The organism is Sivoneniella epilithica UHCC 1019, assembly GCF_040830845.1.
Lineage (GTDB): Bacteria > Cyanobacteriota > Cyanobacteriia > Leptolyngbyales > Leptolyngbyaceae > ULC077BIN1.
Window position 1 is genome coordinate 269,155 of the sequence record NZ_JBFPDP010000001.1, and the last position, 25,060, is coordinate 294,214.

Consider the following 25,060-nt stretch of genomic DNA (forward strand, 5'->3'; position numbering starts at 1 on the left):
AAGAGGCAATAGTTTACTCTTACGGAAGCCAGCAAGCTAATCTGTTATGCCCAATTGCATTACTCAAATAATTGAATCGGAAGTGAAAGATTTGGGTGGCTTTGAAGTGCGGCGCATCCTCCCTAACGGCGATCGCCAGATGATTGGTCCCTTTATCTTTTTTGACCATTTGGGACCCGCTGTTTTTCCCCCCGATCATGGAGTGGATGTCAGACCGCACCCCCACATTAATTTAGCCACCGTCACCTATTTGTTTGAAGGAGTTTTGCTACATCGTGATAGTTTGAACAGCGTTCAAGAAATTCATCCTGGAGCAGTCAACTGGATGACAGCGGGTCGTGGGATTGTGCATTCTGAGCGCACACCTGCAACAGTTCGGAGTCAGGAGGCAAGGCTGCATGGCATTCAAACTTGGGTGGCTCTTCCCCAAGAAGATGAAGAAACCGAGCCTGCGTTCTATCACTATCCAGCCGCCGATTTACCCACATGGCAAGACAACGGCGTATCGTTTAAGCTGATTGCCGGACAAGCCTACGGCTACACATCGCCCGTTAAAACCTTCTCACCGATTGTCTATCTGGATGTGCAGCTAGCCTCTGGAACGCAATTCATATTGCCCGATGGTTATAGAGATCGCGCTATCTACAGCGTTACAGCAGGTCTAAAGGTCGATGATCAGCCACTTGAACAGTATCGCTTAGCAGTTTTGGCGGCTGACACCCCAATTGAAATCTCTGCCGAAGTAGAAGCCCGCTGCATCATTATTGGCGGGGAACCTGTAGGCGATCGACACAAATGGTGGAACTTTGTTTCTAGCCGACCAGAGCGCATTGAACAGGCAAAGCAAGATTGGCAGACAAATCGATTTGCCAAAGTACCCCAAGAGACAGAATTCATCCCGCTTCCAGAAAATGCCTCTTAGCAATGTCTTCAAGGATTCTCTTACTCCACCACAATACGCCATTCATATAGCTTGTAATGAACACATGCATTGATCACCAGCGGATCTTGCGCCACGATCGCCTGCGCCTCATCCATCGAAGATGCCTCAAACAACAACATACCGCCACCCCGACAGCCCCAGTAGCCAGTTTTTGCCTGATGTCCCTTCGCAATTAGCCTTTGCACAAATTCCTTATGGGCAGGAACATAGTGATCAAAAATTGCCTTATCAACAATCCCTTCCTCGATCTTCACAAACCAGGGCATGACAATGATTCCTTTCCTCACAAGGCATTTATTACAAGTAGTCTGCTTATTTATTCTGCCTCTAAGTTAACGCTCAAAAAGTTCAAGACATATTTCCTCATACGTCATCCTTTCGTGACTTAACGGTTCAGCAATTTCGCGATCGCCCACAAATCAGCTTATTTATTTTTTAGACTATTACCCACAAGCAAAAATATTCAAAATTTCCCCCTCATATTCCGTACCCAGAACTCCACTCTCCACCCTCCATACTCCCCAATATTTTAGAAAGTATCAGAGCTTACAAAAACTTCTGTTAATGGTAGAATTTTTTTGGATAACTAGGAGCCAGCACCATCATGTCGCTTACGCTGACCGCTGACCAAGCCAAAGCTCAAAACGGACTTCGCATCGGGCGAATTTTAGTGGTTGAAGACGAAGAACTCATCCGTGAAACCATTACCCTTGCCTTAACTGAAGAAGGATACGACGTGGTTGCAGCAGCAGATGGACGGGCTGCGCTTGACTTATTGCATCAGGAAGACGGGGGTGACTTCCGCTCTGGAAAATCCTTTGGTTCAGGACAACTCAACCCTGAATTTGATGTAGTTATTCTTGATTTAATGTTGCCCTATGTGAACGGGCTAGATTTATGTCGCGTTGTGCGGCGTGAAGGCAACAACGTTCCCATTTTAATGCTCAGCGCTAAGGGCAGTGAAACCGATCGCGTCGTTGGGTTAGAAGTGGGCGCAGATGACTATCTGACCAAACCCTTTGGCATGAGAGAATTGATTGCTCGGTGTCGGGCGTTGCTGCGTCGTCACTATCACTTTCAGGCAGAACCAGAGCAACCCCTGCTGAAGTTCGACGAAATTATTCTGTATCCTCAAGAATGCCGCGTCATAGTCCGGGGTGAAGAGGTCAACTTCTCGCCCAAAGAATTCAAAATTTTAGAATTGTTTATGAGCTATCCGCGTCGGGTTTGGTCGCGGGAGCAACTGCTAGAACGCATTTGGGGACCTGACTTCATTGGTGATAGCAAAACCGTTGATGTCCACATTCGTTGGCTGCGTGAAAAGTTAGAGCGCGATCCCAGCAATCCAGACTATTTAGTCACCGTTCGAGGGTTTGGCTATCGCTTTGGTTAAAGCATTTGGCGCTGCTGAATGCAAGTATGATTTCTGACTGTAGGGGTAGGTCTTGTGCCTACCCTGGCGTAGGTGGAGGGCAGCCACAAGGCATTGCCCCTACACATTTCATCCCCAGATTCAGTAATGCCAAGCATTCGTATATGACAAATAACTCCACTGGATTGACCCACTAGATTGATCACTATGCCTAGAGCAAAATCGATCGCCGAGTAAAGTTCAACAATCGCCAGCGATCGCCTAAGATTAGCAGCTTAGAATAACGGTAACCCTAATGCAGGGATAGTCTAGCTGTACTCTATTCGGTCGCCATGGAAATATGGGTTTTGATTGGGCTACTGATGAGTTTGGCATTTTTGGAATGGCGATGGCTGCGGCTTAACGCCAAGCTGTGGCGTATTGTGCAAAAATGGCGACCAGATGCTCCCGTGGCATTTTCGTCTACTTCTCGGCTCACACGGGCGATCGCGGCTTACCAAGAAGCCCACTTTTCTCTCCAAACTGAGTTGCAAAGTCTGCAAGCCCTGTTTCAAGTTGCACCTATTGGATTTTTGCAGGTCGATGAAGATAATCAGCTACTTGCTTGCAATAGTAAAGCGTGTGAACTGCTGAGTATGCAGACTTATTTTCCTGGAAGACCGCGTTTGCTCCTAGAACTCGTGCGCTCCTACGAACTAGATGCCTTGATTGAGGAAACCCGTGACGCTCAACAACCCTGCCAAAGCGAATGGGTTTTTCATCCGGTTGATCCCGACTACGCCAAACTATCGCAAAAACAGCCTCGTCCGCTTAAAGGGCACGGCATTCCTCTACCCGATGGCTGTATCGCAGTCTTTATTGAAAGCCGCGAACAGGTGGTGAGGTTGACCCAACAGCGCGATCGCTGGATTTCGGATGTCGCCCATGAGCTAAAAACTCCCCTAACGTCCATTCGGCTCGTCGCTGAAACGCTGCAATCTCGTTTAGAACCGCCCACTCGCGATTGGGTTGATCGGTTGTTAAATGAAACAATTCGCCTCAGCGGTTTAGTCCAAGATCTGCTTGACCTTAACCAGCTTGGAATGCAACCCTCTGCTCGTTTAACGCTGAAAACTATCGATCTTCCTCGCTTGATCCAGTCGGCTTGGCTAAGCCTAGAACCCTTAGCGCGGGAAAAGCAACTCCAGTTAGAGTATGTGGGCTGCGATCGCCTACTAATTTTGGCAGATGAAGCACGACTACACCGAGTTTTATTAAACCTGTTGGATAACAGCATCAAATATAGCCCCACTCAGCAACATATTCGAGTGCAAGTTTCATTGACTCAAGACAATCAAATAGGTGTAGCCAATAATACAAAACAACAGGTTCATCTAGAAGTAATCGATGCAGGTTCAGGCTTTCCAGAAGCCGCTTTGTCTCAGGTATTCGATCGCTTTTATCGAGTTGATCCCTCCCGCACCCGCCAAACTGGAACGAAAGCACTCGCAACCGATGGAATACTGACCTTATCGACCCTTTCCGGCAGCGCTGCCCCAACCCTCAATCCCCCAACCCTCAATCCCCAGCCCTCTGCAAAAAATTGGAAGCAAGACTTTTTCCAAGCAAACAGCGGCACGGGACTCGGTCTGGCGATCGTTCGGCAAATTGTGGAAGCTCATCAAGGCTCAGTAAAAGCCAGCAACCATCCTGAAACCGGCGGAGCTTGGATAGAAGTATTTTTACCCCTAAAAACCGGGGCTGGAGAGGTGGAATAAAATGCTGACCTTTTAATGCTGAGAATTGTTAAGGTGACAGTGTACTATTTAAGTGTGAATACTTATCGCTTGTCTTAAAAAACAAGAAAACAAGGCATTTGTTAAGACTAAACGCCTAATTTGCAAACGCAAGGCTACGCCAACGCATGGATGAACGGGTTCAAAAAGTACTTTCGCGATGGGGCATTGCTGCCCGTCGTCAAGTTGAGCAATTGATTCAACAAGGACGAGTTGAGATCGATGGCACGATCGCATACCTGGGTCAAAAAGTTGATCCAACGGCTGTCCAAATCTCTATAGATGGTGCTGTTGTCAACCCGGTCGCGTGTCCCCAACGCATTTATCTATTGATGAATAAACCAAGGACGGTCGTTTCTACCTGTGATGACCCCCAAAAAAGACAGACTGTTTTGGATCTACTCCCCCCTGCACTCCGTCATGGACAAGGAATTCACCCCGTTGGACGCTTGGATGCAGACTCAACTGGGGCGCTGCTGCTCACTAATGATGGAGATTTGACTTTTTATCTGACTCATCCCCGCCATCACATTCCCAAAACTTACCAGGTGTGGGTTGAGGGCTGTCCGTCTGCTTCTGTTTTAAAGCAATGGCAACAGGGAGTATGGTTAGAAGGACAAAGAACTCTTCCCGCAGACATTTCTATCCTGAAATCGCACTCTGATCGCCGAACATTATTAGAGATTGTTTTGAAAGAAGGACGTAATCGCCAAATTAGGCGAGTCGCAGAGCAATTAGGGCATCCTGTCCAAACGTTGCACCGAACTACCATTGGATGCATTCGGCTGAAAACGAGCAGCCAATCTCAGCTTGAAAGCGGTCAGTATCGCTCTTTGACAAGCACTGAGATTTGTTTTTTGAGATCCCAGATTGATTTAACATCGAAGAGAACGCTTAGCGTGGGTGAGGAGTGCCGAGCATGAGAGATAAAGCGCTTCAATTGAATACAGAACAAACGCAATTGTTGGCTGAAATTGGTAATTATTTGCGTTGCCTTCGACAAGATCGAAAGTTGTCTTTAGAGGCGATCGCGTCTACAACGCTAATTCCCGTGAAAACTTTAATGGCGATTGAAGAAGCAAATGTGGCTCAACTGCCTGAACCCGTGTATGTTCAGGGGTTTATTCGCCGATATGCTGACGCGATCGGCGCGGATGGCACTGAGATTGCCACTGCATTTCCTGCCCAATCTGATCTCAGATCTCCCAAGCCAACCTGGAGTAGTGCTGCCGAAGCGCAGTTACGCCCCCTGCATTTGTATTTGGTTTACATGCTCCTAGTCATGGGTGCCATCAGCGGCTTGTCCTATGTGCTAAACCGCTCTTCTCCCCAAGCGCTTCGCTATGCTAACTTGCCTCAACAGCCTGGAGCAGGGCAATCGACCACCCAAAAAGTTGAATTGTATGGTCCGCCTTTACCCAGTCAAAAACCGACGGGTGCTGGAGTTGGCATTGTGGGCAAAAAAGCGATCCCCTCCACGGCTGCAATTTCTGATAAGCCAGTTCGGATTGGTTTAGCGTTCAAGGCTCAATCCTGGATTCGGATTGTTGCCGATGGAAAAACTGAATTTGAGGGCGTACTATCGGAAGGCGCTCAACAAGCGTGGGCAGCGAAACAGCAGATCACGGTGCGGGCTGGCAATGCTGGAGGAGTCTTAGTGACCTACAACGAGAGTCCACCAAAACTACTCGGCGAACCGGGTACGGTTGAAGAAAAAACGTTCGAGGCGGAGTCTCAAGCGAGAACAACTCTCTCTGAAAGCCCCATTGTTGCAGTGTCTAATTTGCCTAATTTTTAGCCGTTTGGGTTGGAACGAAGGCTGGAGTGTCTAATGAATGTTCCGCAACCAGTTTTTTGCTCCTCACCTACACTGGAGTTATGGCTGGCATTTACCCCTTACCCACTGAGGTTGTTCATCTAATCGCCGCTGGAGAGGTAATCGACTCCCTGGCGGCGGCGGTTCGCGAACTGGTGGAAAATGCTTTAGATAGTGGTGCCACTCGAATTACTGTATCGGTTTGGGTGGAGCAGTGGCGGCTGCGAGTGGCAGATAATGGCATTGGGATGGATCGCCAAAATTTGGAGATGGCGGCAAGTCCTCACAGTACTAGCAAAATCCGCGATCGCCAAGATTTGTGGAACATCACCAGTCTAGGGTTTCGGGGTGAAGCACTGCATAGTTTGGCACAGTTAGCCCAATTACAGATCGCCAGCCGTTTATCCTCACGATCGCCGTCTAGTGATGTTGATCCCAAAGAGAATGAAGGCTGGCAAATTACCTATGATGCTCAAGGATTGCCGATTGCAATGGAACCTGTGGCGATCTCGACCGGCACCATCGTTACGGTTGATCATCTGTTTGCCAGCTTGCCCACTCGTCGTCAAGGCTTGCCTTCTGTTGCCCATCAACTTAAAGCAATCCAAGCCACAATTCATCAAATTGCCCTGTGTCATCCCCAAGTAACCTGGCAAGTGCAGCGGGGCGATCGCGATTGGTTCACCCTTTTTCCTGGCAACACCGCCCGTCAAATTGTGCCCCAGCTTTTACGAGAAGTGGAAGTCAGCGATTTGCAAGAGGGTGAGCAGGTGTTGAGCGTTGGGAATCAGGGGACAGGAGACAGGGGCAAGGGAAGAGAGAACAGGGAACAGGGAACAGAGGATCAAAACTTAGAACTCAAAACTCAAAATATCTCCTACGGAGACGCTACGCGAACAAAACTCAAAACTCAAAACTCAAAACTCAAAACTCAAAACTCCGTACCTTCTCTTTATCTTTTGCTTGGCTTACCTGATCGCTGTCATCGTCGTCGTCCCGATTGGGTACGGGTTGCGGTGAATGGGCGATTAGTCAACTTGCCAGAAATTGAACAGACGATTTTGGCGGCATTTCGGCGAACGTTGCCCCGCGATCGCTATCCGGTGTGCTTTGTGCATTTGCAGGTGCCTCCAGCGCAAATTGACTGGAACCGTCATCCTGCTAAATCGGAAATCTATCTGCATCATCTAGATAAGTGGCGCGAACAAATTACAGCGGCGATCGCTCAAACTTTGCACCTTAATCCTGACACGCTGCCGGAAACGCTCTACTCTGATCGCGTCGGTCAATTGGTCAAAGCTGCCGAAACTGGCGGCGTATGGAACACCTTGCAACCGTCACGAAATATAGAAGGCGATCAAGATAAATTTCTAGCCCCTACCCCCCCGCCCCTCGTCTTTACGCTCAAAGCCCTTGCTCAAGTTCACAACACCTACATTCTGGCGGAACACCCCACGGGCTTGTGGTTGATTGAACAACACATTGCCCATGAGCGGGTGTTATATGAGCAACTGTGCGATCGCTGGCAGATAGTGCCGCTCGAAACCCCAATCATTCTCAATGGATTGACTACTGCTCAAGTGGAGCAATTGCAGCGGATTGATATCGATGTGGAACCCTTTGGTGATCAGTCGTGGGTGGCGCGATCGGCTCCTGTCTTACTAGTGGCGCGATCTGACTGTGCCGAAGCGTTGCTAGAACTTAGCTTGGGTGGTGATTTGCAAACCGCCCAAGTCGCAACTGCCTGCCGCAGCGCGATTCGCAATGGCACAGTCCTATCTGCTTTAGCCATGCAAACCCTGTTAACTCAATGGCAACAAACCCGTAATCCTCGCACTTGTCCCCATGGTCGCCCTATTTGCCTAACGCTAGAGGAGTCTTCCCTATCACGCTTTTTCCGGCGACACTGGGTGATTGGCAAAAGTCATGGAATTCAATGAGTGCGGTAAATTTGCAGCCAAATTGCAGAATGTGGGCTGCAAAACACTACACTAGGCATTGGAACGATTACCTTTAAAGCATTGAGTTTTAGCCTTGTGCGCGATCGCTGCTTGTGGGTCAAGGCTGCCAAAACATTGACTGCTCCGTTCTCCTCCACTGCTCTGTATAGGAAAAATCACGTTATGACAGCAACATCTGTTCGCTTTCCCATTGATCTGAGTGCTTACCAATCGATAGCGCTAGACCCGACTAAACCGACCTTAACCGATGACGAGCGGGAGGCACTAAAAGCGAATATTCAACTCTGCCGTGATGCCATAATTTTCTTTACAGCGACGGGTGCAGCGCGGGGCGTAGGCGGTCATACAGGCGGACCTTACGATACTGTGCCAGAAGTGGTAATTTTGGATGCACTGTTTCGGGGAGCCGCTGACCAGTTTGTGCCAATTTTCTTTGATGAAGCAGGACACCGAGTTGGCACTCAATATCTGATGGCGGCGCTGCATGGAGAGTTGCCCGCTGAACAACTGATGCACTACCGGGAAGCAAATTCCAAGTTGCCTGGGCACCCCGAACTAGGCTTGACTCCCGGCGTAAAATTTAGCTCCGGTCGGCTAGGGCATATGTGGCCATACGTGAATGGGGTGGCATTGGCAAATCCAGGAAAAGCGGTGTTCTGCTTGGGTTCCGATGGTTCGCAGCAGGAAGGAAATGACGCAGAAGCAGCGCGGCTAGCCGTGGCGCAACACCTGAATGTGAAGCTGATTATTGACGATAACGATGTGACGATCGCGGGGCATCCCTCCAAATATCTCCCCGGTTTCACCGTTGCAAAAACCCTGGAAGGGCACGGAGTGAAAGTGCTAGAAGGCGATGGCGAAGATTTAGACAGCTTGTATAGCCGGATTCACGAAGCGATTAACACCCCTGGACCCGTGGCAGTGATCAACAAACGTCCGATGTGCGTTGGCATTGAAGGGCTGGAAGGCTCGACCCACGGACATGATGTGATTTCGGTGGAAAAAGCGATCGCCTATCTCGAAAAACGTGGACATAGCGACGCGGTTGCCGTCCTGAAAGAGATTAAAACCCCTAAAAATCCTTACAAATTCCTCGGTATTGGCGATAAATGGGATTCTAACCGCAACGTGTTTGGGGATGCGGTGGTTGCTGTTTTAGGTCGCATGAGTGAAGCCAAGCGGAAAGAGAAAGTGCTAGTCATCGACAGTGATCTCGAAGGTTCCTGCGGGTTGAAAAAAATCCACGATGCCCATCCTGAAGTCTTTCTGCCTTCTGGCATTATGGAGCGCGGCAACCTTTCTGCCGCCGCTGGATTTGGCATGGAAAAAGGCAAGCAAGGCATCTTCGCCACCTTTGCCGCCTTCTTGGAAATGTGCATTTCTGAAATCACCATGGCGCGGTTGAACTATTCCAACCTACTTTGCCACTTCTCTCACTCTGGCATCGACGACATGGCGGACAACACCTGCCACTTTGGGATCAACAACTTTTTTGCCGACAACGGTTTGGATGATGGCTACGATACCAAGCTCTATTTTCCTGCCGATGCCAACCAGATGAAAGCCTGCGTCGAGGCGGTTTTCTTTGATCCAGGGCTACGGTTTATTTTCTCGACCCGCTCCAAAACGCCAATTTTGCTGAATGCTGAATGCGGCGAACTATATGGCGAGGGCTACACCTTCACCCCCGGCAAAGATGAAGTGATTCGGGAAGGCACCGCTGGCTATATCGTTGCGGTGGGGGATGCGGTGTATCGGGCATTGGATGCGGTAGAACGCTTGAAGCAAGAAGGGATTGACGTGGGGCTGATCAATAAATCGACCTTGAATGTGGTGGATGAAGCCGCGATCGCTAAAATCGGCACATCTCCTTTTGTCATCGTCGTGGAAGCCTTTAACCGCAAAACTGGTTTAGGCAGTCGCTTTGGTAGCTGGTTGCTAGAGCGCGGCTTCACCCCAAAATATGCCTATCTCGGCACCCACGAAGAAGGCTGCGGCGGTCTGTGGGAGCAGTTCCCCCATCAAGGCATCGATCCAGTGGGCATCATGGCAAAGGTGAAACAGCTTGTAGGTTAGTGACAGTAGGGGCGTAGCATTTGGGCAATTACTTAGCGACTCAACCGCAGATCAACTACCGAATGCCACGCCCTTACTTACGCAAAATGTTACGCGATCGCACGTTGATAAAACCCCTGCATCTCGCCAAACCACTGCTGGCGAGATGCTTCCCAGGTATAGAACATATGCCCACCGGAGTAATGCTTCAGGGTTAAATTGGGGCGCACTTCTGGATTCAGCTTCATCAAATCTGCCAAATAGTTTGAGGCAAAATAGGGCGTGACCAGATCAAAAAAGCCGTGATTGATTGCCACCTGCATGTAAGGGTTCAGCGTCATGCCCACCCGCAAATCATCCACAGCACCCGCGAAGCCCTGTTTCAATTCGCCCTTGGAATCAAACGTCCAGGCTTTAAATACTTCAATATTCAGCAGGTGATAGGTGAGGTTAGTTTCCACACCCAAGGTATCACGCAGATGGCTGTTGATCGCTCCCGTAAACAGGCGATCGACTCCATCTAGCGTTGGATCACAGCCTTCATACAGCAAGCGATCGGGAAAGGGGTCGATCGCCGTCATCGCTGCATCATATAAACCCACTATTTTTTGCTGGTCGCGCAGTAGCTCTCTGGCAAAAGCTTCAATCCCGATGCGTCCGGCTTGGCGCTCTACCAAGGAAACGGGCAAGCCAATCAAATCAGCAAGCTGTTGATAGGTACTTTGGCGTTCATCCGGTGGCACCGTGTCGCCCATCGCCAGCATAGGAATGAAGGTCTTGCGGGAAAACTGCTCTGCGGCACTGATATGAGCTTGCAGATCGCCTGGGTTGCCTGCCCACTGAGCGCGATTGTGATGTGCCGCCGTTGCCGCAAAAGAGGGGATCAGGGTTGCCCAGCCCGTTAGGTTGTAATCATTTGCACCAAATAAACTGAACTCCAACGCTGGCGAAATCAAGATTGCTCCTGAAAGCCCTACCCCAAAATCCTGTTGCAGTTTGCGGGCAAGTTTCGCCACCCGAAAGCCACCGTAGCTTTCCCCCGCAATGAAAATGGGAGACAGCCAGCGCTTTTGCCGCGACAAAAATCCTTGAATGAATTCTCCCAAGGATTTCAAATCGCGCTCAACATCCCAAAAGGCTGCTTCTTTCGGCTTGTCGTTCTTCTCGCCTTCTGGCTTCTCACTCAATTTTTCAGGGTTCTCTTTCTCGGTTGGCAGACTGCGGCTGAATCCAGTGCCAATTGGATCAATGAACACCAAATCGGTGAAGCTCAGCCAGCTTTCCAGGTTATCTATCATGCGGACGGGTGGCTTGGGTAAACTGCCATGGGTGCCAAATACGATGCGTTTGGGTCCCATGGCTCCCATGTGCAGATAAGCAGAGGCAGCACCGGGTCCGCCATTGAAGACAAAAGTGAGCGATCGCCGCGACGCAGAATCCGTTTTTGCCAAATACGCCACATGAAACATCTCGGCGATCGGCTTCTCATTTTCATTCAGCGTTTGCCATTCAGCCGTTGCCGTATAGGGAATCTGGCGATCGCCCAGGGAAAGCGTATGTTCGGTGGTTTTACCTTGACGGGCGATCGGTGAGTTAGGAAGGTCGGGCATAGGAAAAAGGTGCTGGATACTGCAACGATTCTAATATCCTTATCAAGGTATGAATCAGTGAAAAAGCACACCTCAATTAAGGATGTAGAATTTACGGCATTGCTGAATGCAGACATGATTTTCATTTGTAGGGGGAACGCCTTGTGCATAACCTTGCTGGGATCAGGGCAACCACAAGGGATTACCCCTACGAATTTCATATCTAGATTCAGCAACGCCAAATTTACTTCTGGTATTCATATACTTAACGCACTCACCCGGCTGACCCCTTCCCCTACTCCCATAGCAAGTGAAAGGGCGCAAGAGTTTTTCAAAGTCTCCCCCGCTCTGGGAGAGGGATTTAGGATGAGGGCAAGTGGAGCCATGCCGAGTCGTAGAATGAAGGTTTCTAGAGCCTTTTCAAAAAATGTCCAGACTATTTTTAAAGCAGCAGGATTTTTAAGGGAATTTTATAAACTCTTATTGCTTTTTTGCAGGCATTCCAATAGGACATGAGGCTTAGTTGAGCGATTTCTATTTCTATGATGCTGAGAGAGTCGGGCAGATTTCTAGAATGTAAAGATACAATGAGTGTCTCTCTTTGTCTGGTTTTGCAGAGTTTATGGCGCTGTCTTCGATTACTCGTGCTTTAGGGCGATCGCCCCTCACCTCCGAACTGTTAAGCAAACTGAAGCAGCAGCAATGTTTGCAGCTTACAGGAGCATCACGGCTACCCAAAGGATTAGTCAGTTCTGCCCTTGCACAAGCAGATTCTCGCCCGTTGCTAGTCGTTACCGCCACGCTAGAAGAAGCCGGACGGTGGACAGCCCAGCTAGAGGCAATGGGTTGGCAAACCGTCAACTTTTATCCCACCTCCGAATCTTCTCCCTATGAGCCGTTTGACTCAGAAGCAGAAATTGTTTGGGGTCAAATGCAAGTATTGGCGGATTTGGTGGGGAAGGGAACAGGGGATAGGGAACAGGGAACAGAGAATGGTCGGATTCAGGCTCCTCTTTATGCGATCGTTGCTACTGAACGCGCCCTTCAACCTCACTTGCCGCCGGTGGATGTCTTCCAATCGTTTTGTTTGACGTTGCAAAAAGGGACAGAGTTAAATCTTGGAAAACTAGCGGATGAGTTGGCGCGATTGGGCTACGATCGCGTGAATTTGGTGGAAACCGAAGGACAGTGGAGCCGTCGGGGAGACATTGTAGACGTGTTTCCGGTGGCATCGGAGTTACCTGTGCGATTGGAATTGTTCGGCGATGAATTGGATCAACTGCGCGAGTTTGACCCAGTAACTCAGCGATCAAGCGTTGGCGAAGGAACTGTGCTAGATCGCGTAGATCACATCGTAATTACGCCGACTAAATTTGCCCCCATTATCCAGGCTAACCTTTCGCCCGAAAGCACAGAAGCCGTCAAAAATCACTTATCCGACCAAGAGCGAGAAGCGTTTGAGGAAGGGCAACTTTTGGAAGGCTCCCGTCGCTTTTTGGGCTATGCCTTTGACCATCCCGCTTCCCTGCTGGATTATCTGCCTGACAATGTGGTGATTGCTCTGGATGAACTCGATCAATGTGAGGCACACAGCGATCGCTGGTTTGAACACGTTGAAGAGAGTTGGCAGGAGACTATTCCAAAAACACACCGCATCTTTGCTGAATCTTTGGCTGAAGTAGAACAGTTCGATCGCCTCTACCTTTCCGAACTCGCCGAAGAAGTCAATCCAAACTCGCCACTCGCCACTCGCCATTCTGCCATTAATCTTGCCAGCCGTCCGGTTCCCGCCATTCCCAACCAGTTTGGTCGGTTGGCAGAAACCCTGCGGGATGAGCGCGATCGCGGCTTTTCGGTGTGGCTGATGTCGGCGCAACCCTCGCGATCTGTGTCACTGCTGCAAGAACACGACTGTCCGGCGCAGTTTGTGCCCAATCCACGAGATTATCTGGCGATCGATAAGCTGCAAACTCAGCATGTGCCAGTGGCGGTGAAGTATTCGGGGTTGGCAGAACTGGAAGGGTTTATCTTGCCGACGTTTCGGCTAGTGTTGGTCACCGATCGCGAGTTTTTTGGGCAGCATACCCTGACCACGCCCAACTATGTCCGCAAACGACGCAGAGCCGCTTCTAAGCAGGTTGATCCCAACAAACTCCAGCCAGGAGATTACGTCGTGCATCGCAGTCACGGCGTTGGCAAGTTTCTCAAGCTGGAAAGCCTAGTGATTAACCATGAAACTCGTGAATATCTGGTGATTCAGTATGCCGATGGGTTGCTGCGGGTTGCTGCGGATCAGTTGAATTCCCTGTCGCGTTTTCGGGCGGTGGGCGATCGCGCTCCAGAACTGAACAAAATGTCGGGCAAAGCCTGGGAGCGCACCACCAGCAAAGTTCGCAAAGCCATCAAAAAAGTGGCAGTGGATTTGCTCCAGCTTTATGCCCATCGTGCCCAGCAAGTCGGCTTCACGTTCCCAGAAGATATGCCTTGGCAACAGGAAATGGAAGACTCCTTTCCCTACCAGCCTACACCTGACCAACTGAAAGCGGTGCAGGATGTGAAGCAGGATATGCAGAGCGATCGCCCCATGGATCGGCTCGTCTGCGGCGATGTTGGCTTCGGCAAAACCGAGGTCGCCATCCGCGCCATTTTCAAAGCGGTGACGGCGGGTAAACAGGTGGCGCTGTTGGCTCCTACCACCATTCTGACCCAGCAGCACTACCACACGTTTAAGGAACGATTTGCCCCCTATCCTGTCCAGGTCGGCTTGCTCAACCGCTTTCGCTCTGCCCAGGAGCGCAAAGAAATTTTGCAGCGTTTGAAAACGGGTGAACTGGATATTGTGGTGGGAACGCATCAGCTTTTGGGTAAAGGCGTAGAGTTCCGGGATTTGGGACTGCTCGTCGTGGATGAAGAACAGCGGTTTGGCGTAAATCAGAAGGAAAAGATTAAGTCCCTGCGAACGCAAGTCGATGTACTGACCCTGAGCGCCACGCCGATTCCTCGGACGCTCTATATGGCGATGTCGGGGGTGCGTGAGATGAGCTTGATTACTACGCCGCCGCCTTCTCGTCGCCCGATCAAAACCCACCTGTCGCCCTACGATGAGGACGTGATGCGATCGGCGATTCGGCAAGAACTCGATCGCGGGGGGCAGGTGTTTTATGTGGTACCGCGCGTCGAAGGCATTGAGGAAATCTCGGCGCGAATTCGCGAGATGGTTCCCGGTGCTAGGTTGGCGATCGCCCACGGTCAAATGCCGGAAGCGGAACTAGAATCCACCATGCTCACCTTCAGCGAAGGCGAAGCCGAAATTCTGCTCTGCACCACCATTATTGAGTCGGGTCTGGATATTCCCCGCGTCAACACAATTTTGATCGAAGATGCCCAGCGGTTCGGCTTATCCCAGTTGTATCAGCTTCGGGGACGGGTCGGCAGAGCCGGGATTCAAGCACATGCTTGGCTGTTTTATCCTAAAGGCTCTCAATTATCTGACACCGCCCGTCAACGGCTACGCGCCATTCAAGAATTCGCTCAACTGGGTTCTGGCTATCAACTGGCGATGCGCGACATGGAAATTCGCGGGGTCGGAAACTTGCTCGGTGCGGAACAATCGGGACAAATGGATGCGATCGGCTTTGACCTATACGTTGAGATGCTGCAAGAAGCGATTCAGGAAATTCGAGGTCAAGCAATTCCTAAAGTCGATGACACCCAAATTGATCTGAATTTGACGGCATTCATCCCCGCTGATTACATTCCTGATTTAGACCAAAAGATGAGCGCCTATCGTGCCGTTGCTTCCGCCAGTTCCCGCCAAGAACTTACCCAAATTGCCGCCGACTGGAGCGATCGCTATGGTTCCATCCCCGTTGCCGCCCAACAACTCATCCGCGTTGTGGAACTCAAACAACTGGGCAAAAAACTCGGCTTCTCGCGCATCAAACCCGAAGGCACCCAGCACATCGTCATGGAAACGCCGATGGAAGAACCTGCCTGGAACTTGCTGAAAGCTAACCTGCCCGATCACCTCCACTCCCGCTTTGTCTACACCCCCGGAAAAGTCACCGTTCGCGGGTTAGCCATCCTCAACGCCGACCAGCAACTCGAAAACCTGATCACCTGGCTCGGTCGAATGCAAGGCGCAATCCCAGAAGCGATCGCGGTTTAGCTTGGCAAAAAGAAGAGAAGAGCGATCGCCCATTACCCCAAATCAATGCCTAGGAAGCGATCGAGGAAGCGACTGCGCCAGATTGCCCGTAGAATCAGGCACCACTCAAATGCCACAAATGCTAGAAATAGGTAGCTCAAAGGGCTAAGTGGCTGTAGTTCAAAGAAATTGCGAAAGGGCGGCACTGCCAAAATCAGGAAGTAGATACCGAGCAGCGCGATCGCAACGATGGTATAGCGCCAATCGCCGCTCAACGGTTCACCACCTACCCAAAACTGTGTGGGCGGTTTGAGAAACGGGATTAGCAACAGTTCGCCCATAATCAAAATGGTGACTAAGGCGCTGCGCGGTGTGGCGTAATCGACTTGGGCTAAGTTGAGATTGGGCTGCAAGTCGAGAATGGCAACAACTAGATAGAACAGGTAGACCAATAGCGCCACTAGCGTTAGGGTCAGCGTTGCGGGAATCACAAAATGGAGAATTCCGCGTACCATGCTACGACGGGGAATGGCTCCGGCTTTTGCCCACACGGGAATAAACATCGTAGGGAAGCCAACCCCCACCAGCGCCACGATCGCGCTTTGTTTGTTTTGTAGCGGAAAGCTATCGGCGACGATCGCCGTCGCAAACACCAGCAGCGTCACACAAAACGTTCTCACCAAAAACAGTTTCATCACATCTTGAATGCCGTTGCGAATCCGCTGACCCTCCAAAAAGGTGTGAGGCAATGCGGCAAAAGAATCTTTCAGCAAGACGATATCGGCAACGCTGCGGGTGGCTTTACTGCCGCTTTCCATGGCGATCGCCAAATTTGCCTGCTTCAACGCCAGCACATCATTCACCCCATCGCCAATCATGGCAACGTATTTTCCCCGGCGGCGCAACCCCCGCACCAGATCTGCTTTTTGGTCTGGCGTAATCCGCCCAAACACCGTACTCGTCAATGCCGTTTGGATAAATTGCGATTCATCCATTAGCGCCAACTCTTGCCCGGAAACCACCTCAATATCTTCTCCCAACCCGGCTTGCCTCGCTAATGCCGCAACCGTTGTCGGGTTATCTCCAGAAATAATTTTGACCTCAATTCCAGCTTCGGCAAATCCATCCAATGTTTGCTTGGCTTCGGGTCGCAGTTGGTCGCTAAATCGCAACAGTCCGAGTGGCAATAGATCATCAGGTAATTCCGGGGTTGAGTTTTCTTTGGGGATTAAACTCTGCGGAGTGTGGGCAAACATCACCACCCGTAACCCTTGTTGAATGCCCTCTTCGAGGTGGTCAACTACATCTAAACTTAAGACAGCCAAGGATATAAGAAATTCTGGGGCACCTAAAACGTAGGTGCCAGGTGTTAGGTGCTGGGTGTCGGGTGTGGAAATAGAAACATCGAAGCTTAAGGCGCTCCACTTGCGGGCAGAGGAGAAAGGGACTTCCGTGATCGCCTCCATGACAATGCCGGGACAGGTGTTGGCGATCGCATCATTGGTTTTGTTGCCTGCGGTGGTGCTGGCGGCGTAGGTTCCCAGGAGCGATCGCAGTTCCTCCTCGCTCACGCCGATTGGATAAATCTCTTGCAGTTCAATTTGGTTCGTGGTCAGGGTGCCCGTTTTGTCTAGACACAAAATATCTACATTGCTCAACGATTCCACCGCGTTTGCCTGTTGGATCAATACATCTTCCCCAATCATTCTGACCGCGCCCAGTCCATACGCTAAGGTGATCGCTAGCAAAAGCCCCGCCGGAACCAGCCCCGCAATCACTGCCGATCGCTGAATCACATCATTTAACGAATAGGAACGGCTTAAAAAACTAATTGCCACTAAAATCCACAAAAAGCAGGCAATCAGCAGAAACACCCGAATCACCACATTGATCTCATGCTGCACGGGAGTTAGCACTTGGCGAAAGGCTCGTGCGCCTGTCATTAGCTTGTGCGCTACTGTATCAGTGCCGACTTTTTCGGCTTGATAACAAGCCGTGCCGCTGACGCAGAAACTGCCCGAATAAACTGGAGCGCCCGCCATTTTGGGAATCGAATCAGATTCGCCGGTGAGTAACGATTCATCGACTTCAATTTTTCCATCGCCGACGATCGCCCCATCCACCACAATTTGATCGCCGGGACGCAGCACCAGCAAATCTCCTAGCACAAGCTCACTGGGGTCAACGTTTTGCTCTGTGCCGTCACGAATGGCGATCGCCTTTGGACGATACAACAGCGCGATTTCATCCAGTTTGCGTTTTGCCCAAATTTCTTGACCAATGTTGACCAATACGCCGCCAAAAATCACAACCGCGACCAAAATGCCATCACCGACTCGCCCTAGCAAAAACATCACCAAACTAATGGTGAAGAACGCCGCATTGATAAAAGTGAATAGGTTCTCATTAAAAATTTGGCGGTAAGGGCGGCTGCTACTGCGAGGAATATTGTTGCCCTTGCCATCCGCCCGCCGAGCAATAACTTCGCGATCGCTCAAGCCCTGCAATTCACCCGTCTGCTCAGTTTCCGTATCACTCATGAGTCAATTTACTTAGCCAGATTTTACTGAGCTAGATTCCAACAGTAGTGTCGATCTTAACCAGGATAGCCCCCTTCCGCTTTCCCTCCGCACAACTTCAAAAAAGTAAAGTAGGATGAGGCAAAAAGAACAGTGGCAATCAAGGTTTGGCTATGGATGACTCTGCATTTACGTTATTTATTGGGTTTGGCGTTCTGTGGACGGTAATGGGCATTATTGCCGTGATCGCCTTGTTTAAAGCCGATGGGCAAAAAATTCGCTTTGGCAAATGGGGCTTAGTGGTCGCAGTGCCAATTATTTTGCCGTTGCTGGCTGCTTTTGCCTTTGCGATCGCCCAACGAAACGCTTAGCCAAATGCAGAGTGCAGAGTACGAAGTGCTAAGTATGAAACTATAAGCTTGGGGCAAGTTTGATCAGCATTGATCGATGAACGTGCGGCTAAACGTCGTGAATGATGCCTGAATAAAACTGGGTCGCCAGTTCGCGAATGAAGTTCAGTTCTTCTGGGGTCGGCGGCTCCAAAGTATCGCGATAGCGCCAACCTCGCTCATAGACATTCAGCATTTCCACTGGAGTCAAAACCGCGATCGCGCCGTTCGTTTGCCAAAGCAGCGATCGCAGGAATGGTAGGTTGCTTGGTAATGTAACCCCATTTTCCATCATTCTGACTCCGAACTCCGAACACACTAATCTCCTATCCCAGCTTGATTGAGTCTCGCTCAATGATACCGCCGCCCAGCAAAATTTCATTGTCATACCAAACAGCCGCTTGCCCTGGAGTGATGCTGGCTTGGGGTTGATCAAACACCACCCGCACCCGATCGCCCTCCAAAGGAATCACCGTCGCAGGAACCGCAGGCGATCGATAGCGAATTTGCACCTCTGCTCGAATGGGTGACTCTGGTGCCGCGATCGAAACCCAGTTGAGCCGCTGCACTGTGCATTCAGAAGCCAAAACAGTGGTGCGATCGCCCACAATCACCCGATTTTGCACCGCATCTAACGCCACCACATACAGCGGTTCACTGTGGGCAATTCCCAACCCTTTTCGTTGCCCAATCGTGTAGTGATGTACGCCCTCATGATGCCCTAGCACTCTGCCGACTTGATCGACAATTTCCCCCTGGTGGGGCGTGATGTATTTGTCCAAAAACGCTTGCATCGAGCCATTCGCTTCCACCAGACACAAATCCTGACTTTCGGGTTTATCCGCCGTATGCAACCCAAACTCTGCGGCAATGCGGCGAGTTTCAGATTTAGGATATTCACCCAGGGGAAAAATAACGTGTGCTAAAACGTCTTGCTCCAGGTCATATAAAAAATAGGATTGATCTTTGGAGAGATCGATCGCCCGCAGCAGTTGATAGCGATCGGTTTCTGGGTCGTGACGGATGCGGGCATAATGACCTGTGGCAATGCGATCGCAGCCCAACTCAGCACGGGAATACGCTAGCATCGGAGTAAACTTCACCGCTTTGTTGCATTGAGAACAGGGCAGCGGCGTAATCCCATCGCCATACCCTGCCACTAAATAATTCACAATATATTTTTCAAACGCTTCTCGGCTATCCACAATATGATGCGGAATGTCCAACTGCTCACACAACTGAGCCGCATCTACCATGCCTTCCGAGCAGCATTGTCCTTTGCCTTTCATGAGCCACAGAGTCAGCCCAATCACTTCATAGCCCTGCTGATGAAGCATTGCCGCCGCTGTTGAGCTATCAACCCCACCCGAAAGCCCGACTACAACCTTATTCATGGTTAATGGACAAAAATATTAAGAATCGCTGTATTTCTAGGCTAACATCCCCACAGAAGATAGGCGCGAAAGACGCAGAGAGACGATGGAGAAATAGGACTGGCATACTTGAAATACATTGATAGCTTGCATAAACCGAAGCGTTTTGTCGTAGTAGCTAAATAGCGGAATGCGGGAAAATAAACTTCCTCAGAGCGTTTGTAGGAGCGGTGGTGGTGGGAAAGCTGGTTGTTTTGAAGCTAGGAAAAGGTGACTTTGATCAGGGTTTTCCTGTGACGCTTCAGATTGGCGAAGAAGGTGCCCCGCCTGCGATCGAACTTACAGGTGAACTGCCGCCAGCGCCAGAGATTCCGGTGTGTCATACCCAATGGCAGCAGATTTATCGCCGATTGGATCTGTCGGGTCGTCCGATTGGCTTACCGAAAGTCGCCACTCCGATCGCAACGATCGCCGACTGTGAAACGGCGGCGGATCAGTTACGCGATCGCTTGAATGACTGGCTAGAGGCGCGATCGTTTCGTCAAATTCGCGAAAAGTGGTTAGAGCAACTTGATCCAAGCGAAATCATTCGGCTGGTGGTGCAAACCGATGATGCCCAACTGCGCCGTTTGCCTTGGCATCTGTGGGACTTGATGGAACGCTATCCCCGGACTGAAATTGCTCTTAGCCCGTTGGAGTTTAGTAAACGTCCGGCTCGTCCGCTGATCCTGAGTCCACATGTTCGGATTCTGGCGATTTTAGGCAATAGCCAAAACATTGATGTTCAAACAGATCGCGCCATTTTGGAGCAGCTAACCGATGCCAAAGTCACGTTTTTGGTAGAGCCAGCCCGACAGGATTTGAGCGATCGCCTGTGGGAACAATCCTGGGAAATTTTGTTTTTTGCCGGACACAGCACCAGCCAACGTGAAGACAACTCAGGACTGATTCACCTGAATCAAACTGAAACTTTGACCATTAGCCAACTAAAACATGGTCTGGAAAAAGCAATGGAGCGGGGCTTAAAGCTAGCAATTTTCAACTCCTGCGATGGGTTAGGTCTGGCGCGAGAACTCGCCTATCTCCAAATTCCGCAACTGATTGTCATGCGCGAACCCGTGCCCGATCGTGTTGCCCAGGAATTTTTGAAATACTTTCTCGCTGCCTACTCCCAAGGAGAGCCGCTTTATTTAGCAGTCCGATCCGCGCGATCGCGCCTTCAAGGGCTAGAAGGAGAATTTCCCTGCGCTACTTGGCTTCCAGTCATCTGCCAACATCCTGCCGAAATCCCCCCAACTTGGCAACAGTTGAAAGAAGAGCATAGGGGACAGGGAATAGGGCATAGGGAACAGTCAAAACTAAAAGCTAAAAACTTAAAACTCAAAACTCAAAACTCAAAACTCAAAACTTCCCCATTCCCTGGCGATCGCTCTCTTGGCTATTTGCCAGCAGCGTGTTGATCACTAGCTTAGTCACCGGGGCACGATTTGCTGGTGTATTGCAGCCATTGGAGCTAAAAGCCTTGGATTTAGTGTTGCAGATGCGCCCCAAGGAGCCACGGGATGCGCGAATTTTGGTGGTGGAGGTGACAGAAAAAGATATTAAAGCGCAAGCAAAACAAGATCCGAGTAAACCTGCCGATGTGTCGCTGTCTGGGCGATCGCTGGCGCAATTGTTAGACAAACTGGAGCCACTTCAGCCGAGTGTGATTGGGCTAGATTTGTATCGCGATCCCGTTGGTAAAGAGTATCCGCAACTGGCAGAACGCCTGAAAAACAGCGATCGCCTGATTGCTGTCTGCTTTACCGCCGATCCAAACTCCAACCGACCTGATGTTGCCCCACCGCCCGAAATTCCCACAGAGCAAGCGATCGCTCGATTAGGCTTTAGCAACGTGCTGACCGATCAAGATGGCATTGTCCGTCGTCACCTGCTGTCGATGGATGGCACCGAGGGGTGTCCTGCTCCCTACGCCTTCAGTACACAAGTAGCACTGCATTACCTAGCACAACAGAACATTAACCTGGAGTTTCAGCCGGATGGCACCTGGAAACTGGGCAAAGCCTTAATTCACCCGCTTGGGTTTCCAACGGGCGGCTATTTCAACCTGGATGGGCGAGGGCACCAGATTTTGCTAAACTATCGCTCTCCCGAAAATGGCAGTTCGTTTAGCTCGCTGGCAGAGGTGGCAGATCGGATTAGTTTAGGGGCGCTGCTAGCTGGAACTTTACCCCCAGAAAGCGTCAAAGATCGGATTGTGTTGATTGGCACGACTGCCCGCACCGCTACTTTCCAGGATTATTTCACCACGCCCTACACCCATCAACCGGGTGGACAAGACATTCCAGGAGTCATGCTTCATGCCCAAATGGTGAGTCAACTGCTGAGCGCTGCATTAGATAATCGTCCGTTGCTATGGACAAGCGCTCTCTGGATAGAAACCTTGTGGATTGCAGCTTGGTCGCTTTTGGGTGGATTGCTAGCGCTGTATCTGCGTCACGTTGCAGTTCTCAGTTTGGCGAGTGGAATGGCGATCGCCACTCTGTTTGGCATCTGCCTAGTGTTATTGGTTCAATTTGGCGGATGGTTGCCGCTGGTGCCCACGGCGATCGCCACCGTTAGCAGCACCAGTATTGTATTCATCAGCCGCCGTTGGATTGTCCGATAGTTCCCAATCTATTGATTTGTAGGAGTCGCCCCCATGAAAGCCCTGATTTATTTTTTGATGTCTGTCTCAGGCGCGATCGCCCTTAGCGTTCCCTCCAGCCATGCTAGCCATCCCACTTGGCAACAACCCACTCTCCTATCCCGCTATAGCCCACCCCGTCCTCCTAGCAAAGGCGCACCCGGCACCAACCGAGGAGCCGCTTCCCGTGGTTGCCTGATGCTGGCAAAAATTACCAAAGATGCAGTGTTAGATAACTTAGGGGCACTGGTTCCGGCTTATCAAGAAAAAGCGACGACTCATGTTTGGGCACGCACCACCGCTGAACGTCCCAAAATCTGGTTTTACAATCCCTACAAGCCAGAGTCCATTGAGTCTATTGAGTTTGTTCTCCAAGATGATCAGGAAACTGATATTTATCGAGGTGCTGTTTCGTTACCGCAAACCGCCGGAGTTATTGGAGTGCAGGTGCCCAAAACTGCATCTTTACAACCGGGAAAACTCTACCACTGGTACTTAAACGTTAAAGGGAAATCTGCTTGCGCCTCACGCACTTCTTCCCGCAACACATCGACTCTAGCCGATGCTCAGACTAATCCCCCGATCGCCGACTCCATGGCTGCTATGGTCTATGTCGATGGCTGGATAGAACGTGTTCTTGTAAATCCAGACTTGAGCGATCGCCTCAAACAAGCAACTCCACAACAACAAAGCGCTCTTTATGGGGAACACGGATTTTGGTATGACGCAGTAACAATTTTGGCAGAAACCCAACTTGCAAAGCTCAACGATGCTGCTCTCAAAACTGATTGGCAAACTTTACTACAGGATGGCGGCTTAGAAATGCTCTCTGCCCAGCCCCTTGTCAACTGTTGCAGTCCTCGATAGTGAGGCTTTAGGTTTCGGGAACTGAAAGTTTTGAATTTTGAATTTTGAATTTTGAGTTTTGAATTTTGAGTTTTGAATTCAACATTCGCCATTCGCCATTCAACATTTGCCATTCGCCATTCAACATTTGCCATTCGCCATTCGTCATTCGCCATTCGCCATTCGTCATTCAACATTCGCCATTCGCTATTCCCTTACCCCCGATACTGAATCCGATAAATTCGTCCATTCGCTTCTTCGGTTAGCAACAAACTCCCATCCGGGAGAGTCAGCAAGCCGACAGGTCTACCCCACACATCAGGACCAGCAGGATTGCTCAGAAACCCTGTCAGGAAGTCTTCGTAATATCCTTGAGGTCGCCCAGTAGCGTTAAATGGAACGAACACAACCTTGTAGCCTGTTCCCTGATCTCGGTTCCAAGATCCCCGAAAGGCGACAAAAGCCCCATTGCGATATTTTGCTGGGAAGGTTTGACCGTTATAAAACTGAAGTCCCAACGCTGCCGAGTGTGCTTGAAACAGCACGTCTGGAGTTTGCGTTTTGGCAACCAAATCAGGACGGACACTCTTGCCATTTTGAACATGGTTAGGATCGAGGCGATCGCGGGTCAAATAAGCATAGGGCCAACCGTAAAACTGCCCTGCCTGAATTTGGGTGAGGTAGTCGGGCACCAAGTCATCGCCCAAAGTATCGCGCTCGTTGACGGTGGTATACAATCCGCCAGTGGTAGGGTGAAACGCCATGCCTACCGGGTTTCGCAAACCGAATGCAAACGTTTGGCGATCGGAACCATCTAATCGCATTACCTGCACCGACGCACGCGGTAACGGTTCTTCACTCAGGTTTGACTCTGACCCAATCGACACATACAGCTTCGTCTGATCCGGCGAAACGATCACATTGCGTGTCCAGTGCTGGTTATAGCCGCCGCCTGGCAAGTCTGTAATTTTTGTGCCGCGTCCGGTCAACTGCTCTTGACCTTTGGCATAAGGAAACCGCAACACCTCAGCACTGTTTCCTAGAAAAAAGGCATTGTTGCTAAACGACATTCCGAAGGGAATATCTAGCCCATTTTGGGACGTGGCAAAGGTTTTTTTGACCTCTGCAACCCCGTCTTTGTTGGCATCTCGCAGGAGTTGAATTCGGTTTTGACGGGTTTCAGTCACCAGCACATCGCCTGATGGTGTTAGCGCTAACCAACGAGGGCGATCGAGTCCTTCCGCAAACACATTGACGACAAAACCCGCTGGCACCTGTAATGTTGGATTCGCGGGAATCGGCAGTACGTTGGGAGATTTAGAGGCGCTGTTGCTGGCATTGGGCTGAGGCAAACTTTCAGGTGTAATTTTGATGGGTTGAGGCGACAGTGTTTGGGTTTTAATTAGGCTTTCTGTAGGAACTTGAGCAACCTTTGGGGCAGGGCTTGCTTCAGTCTGGGCTAAGGTGGGTGCTGTTGGAGAAGACGCTGTTGGAGAAGACAATGTGGCGCTAGAAGTGTCAGCGGTGCGACAGGCAACAAGAATGCACCCTAAAAGCAAAAACGATAAGCGGTACATAGGCAGTGGGTT

19 protein-coding genes are annotated in these 25,060 nt (G+C 50.4%); 12 read left to right on the forward strand and 7 right to left on the reverse strand.

Features of this window, described 5'->3' with window-relative positions:
• Positions 1–46 precede the first annotated feature (46 nt).
• Complete coding sequence (locus AB3R30_RS01315) at positions 47–922, forward strand: pirin family protein (RefSeq protein ID WP_458647325.1); 876 nt, start codon at positions 47–49, stop codon at positions 920–922.
• A gap of 20 nt (positions 923–942) precedes the next feature.
• Here AB3R30_RS01315 and AB3R30_RS01320 read toward each other — a convergent pair whose 3' ends face one another.
• A complete protein-coding gene (locus tag AB3R30_RS01320) occupies positions 943–1,209 on the reverse strand; it encodes a YciI family protein (RefSeq protein WP_458647326.1) in 267 nt (88 codons plus the stop codon).
• Positions 1,210–1,547: 338 nt separating this feature from the next.
• Between AB3R30_RS01320 and AB3R30_RS01325 the strand changes: the two genes are divergently transcribed.
• The 6 genes from AB3R30_RS01325 (at position 1,548) to AB3R30_RS01350 (ending at position 9,943) form a co-directional block, all read left to right on the forward strand.
• Positions 1,548–2,336, forward strand: a complete 789-nt coding sequence (locus AB3R30_RS01325; protein ID WP_458647327.1) for a response regulator transcription factor — start codon at positions 1,548–1,550, stop codon at positions 2,334–2,336.
• Positions 2,337–2,647: 311 nt separating this feature from the next.
• Positions 2,648–4,072 (forward strand): ATP-binding protein, encoded by a 1,425-nt coding sequence (locus tag AB3R30_RS01330; RefSeq protein WP_458647328.1) that lies wholly within the window; start codon positions 2,648–2,650, stop codon positions 4,070–4,072.
• A 146-nt stretch (positions 4,073–4,218) separates the two neighbouring features.
• Positions 4,219–5,013, forward strand: coding sequence for a pseudouridine synthase (locus tag AB3R30_RS01335; RefSeq protein WP_458647329.1), 795 nt, complete (start codon positions 4,219–4,221; stop codon positions 5,011–5,013).
• Complete coding sequence (locus AB3R30_RS01340) at positions 5,010–5,888, forward strand: helix-turn-helix domain-containing protein (protein WP_458647330.1); 879 nt, start codon at positions 5,010–5,012, stop codon at positions 5,886–5,888. Before AB3R30_RS01335 ends, AB3R30_RS01340 begins: the two co-directional genes overlap by 4 nt.
• An 80-nt stretch (positions 5,889–5,968) precedes the next feature.
• Complete coding sequence (gene mutL, locus AB3R30_RS01345) at positions 5,969–7,846, forward strand: DNA mismatch repair endonuclease MutL (RefSeq protein WP_458647373.1); 1,878 nt, start codon at positions 5,969–5,971, stop codon at positions 7,844–7,846.
• 183 nt (positions 7,847–8,029) lie between these two features.
• The gene (locus tag AB3R30_RS01350; RefSeq protein WP_458647331.1) at positions 8,030–9,943 is read left to right on the forward strand and encodes a transketolase C-terminal domain-containing protein; all 1,914 of its coding nucleotides are present in this window, start codon (positions 8,030–8,032) and stop codon (positions 9,941–9,943) included.
• Between the two features lie 89 nt (positions 9,944–10,032).
• Here AB3R30_RS01350 and AB3R30_RS01355 read toward each other — a convergent pair whose 3' ends face one another.
• The gene (locus AB3R30_RS01355; protein ID WP_458647332.1) at positions 10,033–11,532 is read right to left on the reverse strand and encodes a S10 family peptidase; all 1,500 of its coding nucleotides are present in this window, start codon (positions 11,530–11,532) and stop codon (positions 10,033–10,035) included.
• A 601-nt stretch (positions 11,533–12,133) separates the two neighbouring features.
• Between AB3R30_RS01355 and mfd the strand changes: the two genes are divergently transcribed.
• Positions 12,134–15,679 carry a transcription-repair coupling factor gene (gene mfd, locus AB3R30_RS01360; protein WP_458647333.1) on the forward strand — a complete coding sequence of 1,182 codons (3,546 nt, stop codon included), beginning with the start codon at positions 12,134–12,136 and terminating at the stop codon, positions 15,677–15,679.
• 32 nt (positions 15,680–15,711) lie between these two features.
• Here mfd and AB3R30_RS01365 read toward each other — a convergent pair whose 3' ends face one another.
• Complete coding sequence (locus AB3R30_RS01365) at positions 15,712–18,198, reverse strand: HAD-IC family P-type ATPase (RefSeq protein WP_458647334.1); 2,487 nt, start codon at positions 18,196–18,198, stop codon at positions 15,712–15,714.
• A 152-nt stretch (positions 18,199–18,350) separates the two neighbouring features.
• Here AB3R30_RS01365 and AB3R30_RS01370 point away from each other — a divergent pair, with 152 nt between their 5' ends.
• On the forward strand, positions 18,351–18,548 hold the full coding sequence (locus AB3R30_RS01370; RefSeq protein WP_458647335.1) for a hypothetical protein: 198 nt from the start codon (positions 18,351–18,353) through the stop codon (positions 18,546–18,548).
• An 88-nt stretch (positions 18,549–18,636) separates the two neighbouring features.
• Here the strand turns inward: AB3R30_RS01370 and AB3R30_RS01375 are convergent, their stop codons facing one another.
• Positions 18,637–18,861 (reverse strand): hypothetical protein, encoded by a 225-nt coding sequence (locus tag AB3R30_RS01375; RefSeq protein ID WP_458647336.1) that lies wholly within the window; start codon positions 18,859–18,861, stop codon positions 18,637–18,639.
• A gap of 31 nt (positions 18,862–18,892) precedes the next feature.
• Positions 18,893–19,960, reverse strand: a complete 1,068-nt coding sequence (gene mnmA, locus AB3R30_RS01380; RefSeq protein WP_458647337.1) for a tRNA 2-thiouridine(34) synthase MnmA — start codon at positions 19,958–19,960, stop codon at positions 18,893–18,895.
• A gap of 215 nt (positions 19,961–20,175) precedes the next feature.
• On the opposite strand from mnmA, the gene AB3R30_RS01385 reads away from it, so the two are divergent.
• From AB3R30_RS01385 to AB3R30_RS01395, 3 genes are read left to right on the forward strand one after another with little or no spacing between them, the layout of a single operon-like run.
• Positions 20,176–21,399 (forward strand): CHAT domain-containing protein, encoded by a 1,224-nt coding sequence (locus AB3R30_RS01385; RefSeq protein ID WP_458647338.1) that lies wholly within the window; start codon positions 20,176–20,178, stop codon positions 21,397–21,399.
• Complete coding sequence (locus tag AB3R30_RS01390) at positions 21,393–22,607, forward strand: CHASE2 domain-containing protein (RefSeq protein ID WP_458647339.1); 1,215 nt, start codon at positions 21,393–21,395, stop codon at positions 22,605–22,607. Before AB3R30_RS01385 ends, AB3R30_RS01390 begins: the two co-directional genes overlap by 7 nt.
• 33 nt (positions 22,608–22,640) lie before the next feature.
• The gene (locus AB3R30_RS01395; protein WP_458647340.1) at positions 22,641–23,492 is read left to right on the forward strand and encodes a DUF928 domain-containing protein; all 852 of its coding nucleotides are present in this window, start codon (positions 22,641–22,643) and stop codon (positions 23,490–23,492) included.
• Between the two features lie 7 nt (positions 23,493–23,499).
• On the opposite strand, the gene AB3R30_RS01400 is transcribed toward AB3R30_RS01395, so the two are convergent.
• On the reverse strand, positions 23,500–23,661 hold the full coding sequence (locus AB3R30_RS01400) for a hypothetical protein (protein ID WP_458647341.1): 162 nt from the start codon (positions 23,659–23,661) through the stop codon (positions 23,500–23,502).
• 25 nt (positions 23,662–23,686) lie between these two features.
• Entirely contained in the window at positions 23,687–25,048 is a 1,362-nt protein-coding gene (locus AB3R30_RS01405) for a PQQ-dependent sugar dehydrogenase (protein ID WP_458647342.1), read from the reverse strand.
• Positions 25,049–25,060: the final 12 nt, after the last annotated feature.

Excerpts from the sequence above, each read along its gene's own strand:
- AB3R30_RS01335 (WP_458647329.1), top strand. The coding sequence starts at position 4,219 with ATGGATGAACGGGTTCAAAAAGTACTTTCGCGATGGGGCATTGCTGCC.
- mnmA (WP_458647337.1), bottom strand. The coding sequence starts at position 19,960 with ATGAATAAGGTTGTAGTCGGGCTTTCGGGTGGGGTTGATAGCTCAACA.
- AB3R30_RS01330 (WP_458647328.1), top strand. The coding sequence starts at position 2,648 with ATGGAAATATGGGTTTTGATTGGGCTACTGATGAGTTTGGCATTTTTG.
- AB3R30_RS01355 (WP_458647332.1), bottom strand. The coding sequence starts at position 11,532 with ATGCCCGACCTTCCTAACTCACCGATCGCCCGTCAAGGTAAAACCACC.
- AB3R30_RS01405 (WP_458647342.1), bottom strand. The coding sequence starts at position 25,048 with ATGTACCGCTTATCGTTTTTGCTTTTAGGGTGCATTCTTGTTGCCTGT.
- AB3R30_RS01325 (WP_458647327.1), top strand. The coding sequence starts at position 1,548 with ATGTCGCTTACGCTGACCGCTGACCAAGCCAAAGCTCAAAACGGACTT.
- AB3R30_RS01320 (WP_458647326.1), bottom strand. The coding sequence starts at position 1,209 with ATGCCCTGGTTTGTGAAGATCGAGGAAGGGATTGTTGATAAGGCAATT.
- AB3R30_RS01400 (WP_458647341.1), bottom strand. The coding sequence starts at position 23,661 with ATGACGAATGGCGAATGGCGAATGACGAATGGCGAATGGCAAATGTTG.
- AB3R30_RS01315 (WP_458647325.1), top strand. The coding sequence starts at position 47 with ATGCCCAATTGCATTACTCAAATAATTGAATCGGAAGTGAAAGATTTG.
- AB3R30_RS01350 (WP_458647331.1), top strand. The coding sequence starts at position 8,030 with ATGACAGCAACATCTGTTCGCTTTCCCATTGATCTGAGTGCTTACCAA.
- AB3R30_RS01365 (WP_458647334.1), bottom strand. The coding sequence starts at position 18,198 with ATGAGTGATACGGAAACTGAGCAGACGGGTGAATTGCAGGGCTTGAGC.
- AB3R30_RS01370 (WP_458647335.1), top strand. The coding sequence starts at position 18,351 with ATGGATGACTCTGCATTTACGTTATTTATTGGGTTTGGCGTTCTGTGG.
- AB3R30_RS01395 (WP_458647340.1), top strand. The coding sequence starts at position 22,641 with ATGAAAGCCCTGATTTATTTTTTGATGTCTGTCTCAGGCGCGATCGCC.
- AB3R30_RS01340 (WP_458647330.1), top strand. The coding sequence starts at position 5,010 with ATGAGAGATAAAGCGCTTCAATTGAATACAGAACAAACGCAATTGTTG.
- mutL (WP_458647373.1), top strand. The coding sequence starts at position 5,969 with ATGGCTGGCATTTACCCCTTACCCACTGAGGTTGTTCATCTAATCGCC.
- AB3R30_RS01375 (WP_458647336.1), bottom strand. The coding sequence starts at position 18,861 with ATGATGGAAAATGGGGTTACATTACCAAGCAACCTACCATTCCTGCGA.
- mfd (WP_458647333.1), top strand. The coding sequence starts at position 12,134 with ATGGCGCTGTCTTCGATTACTCGTGCTTTAGGGCGATCGCCCCTCACC.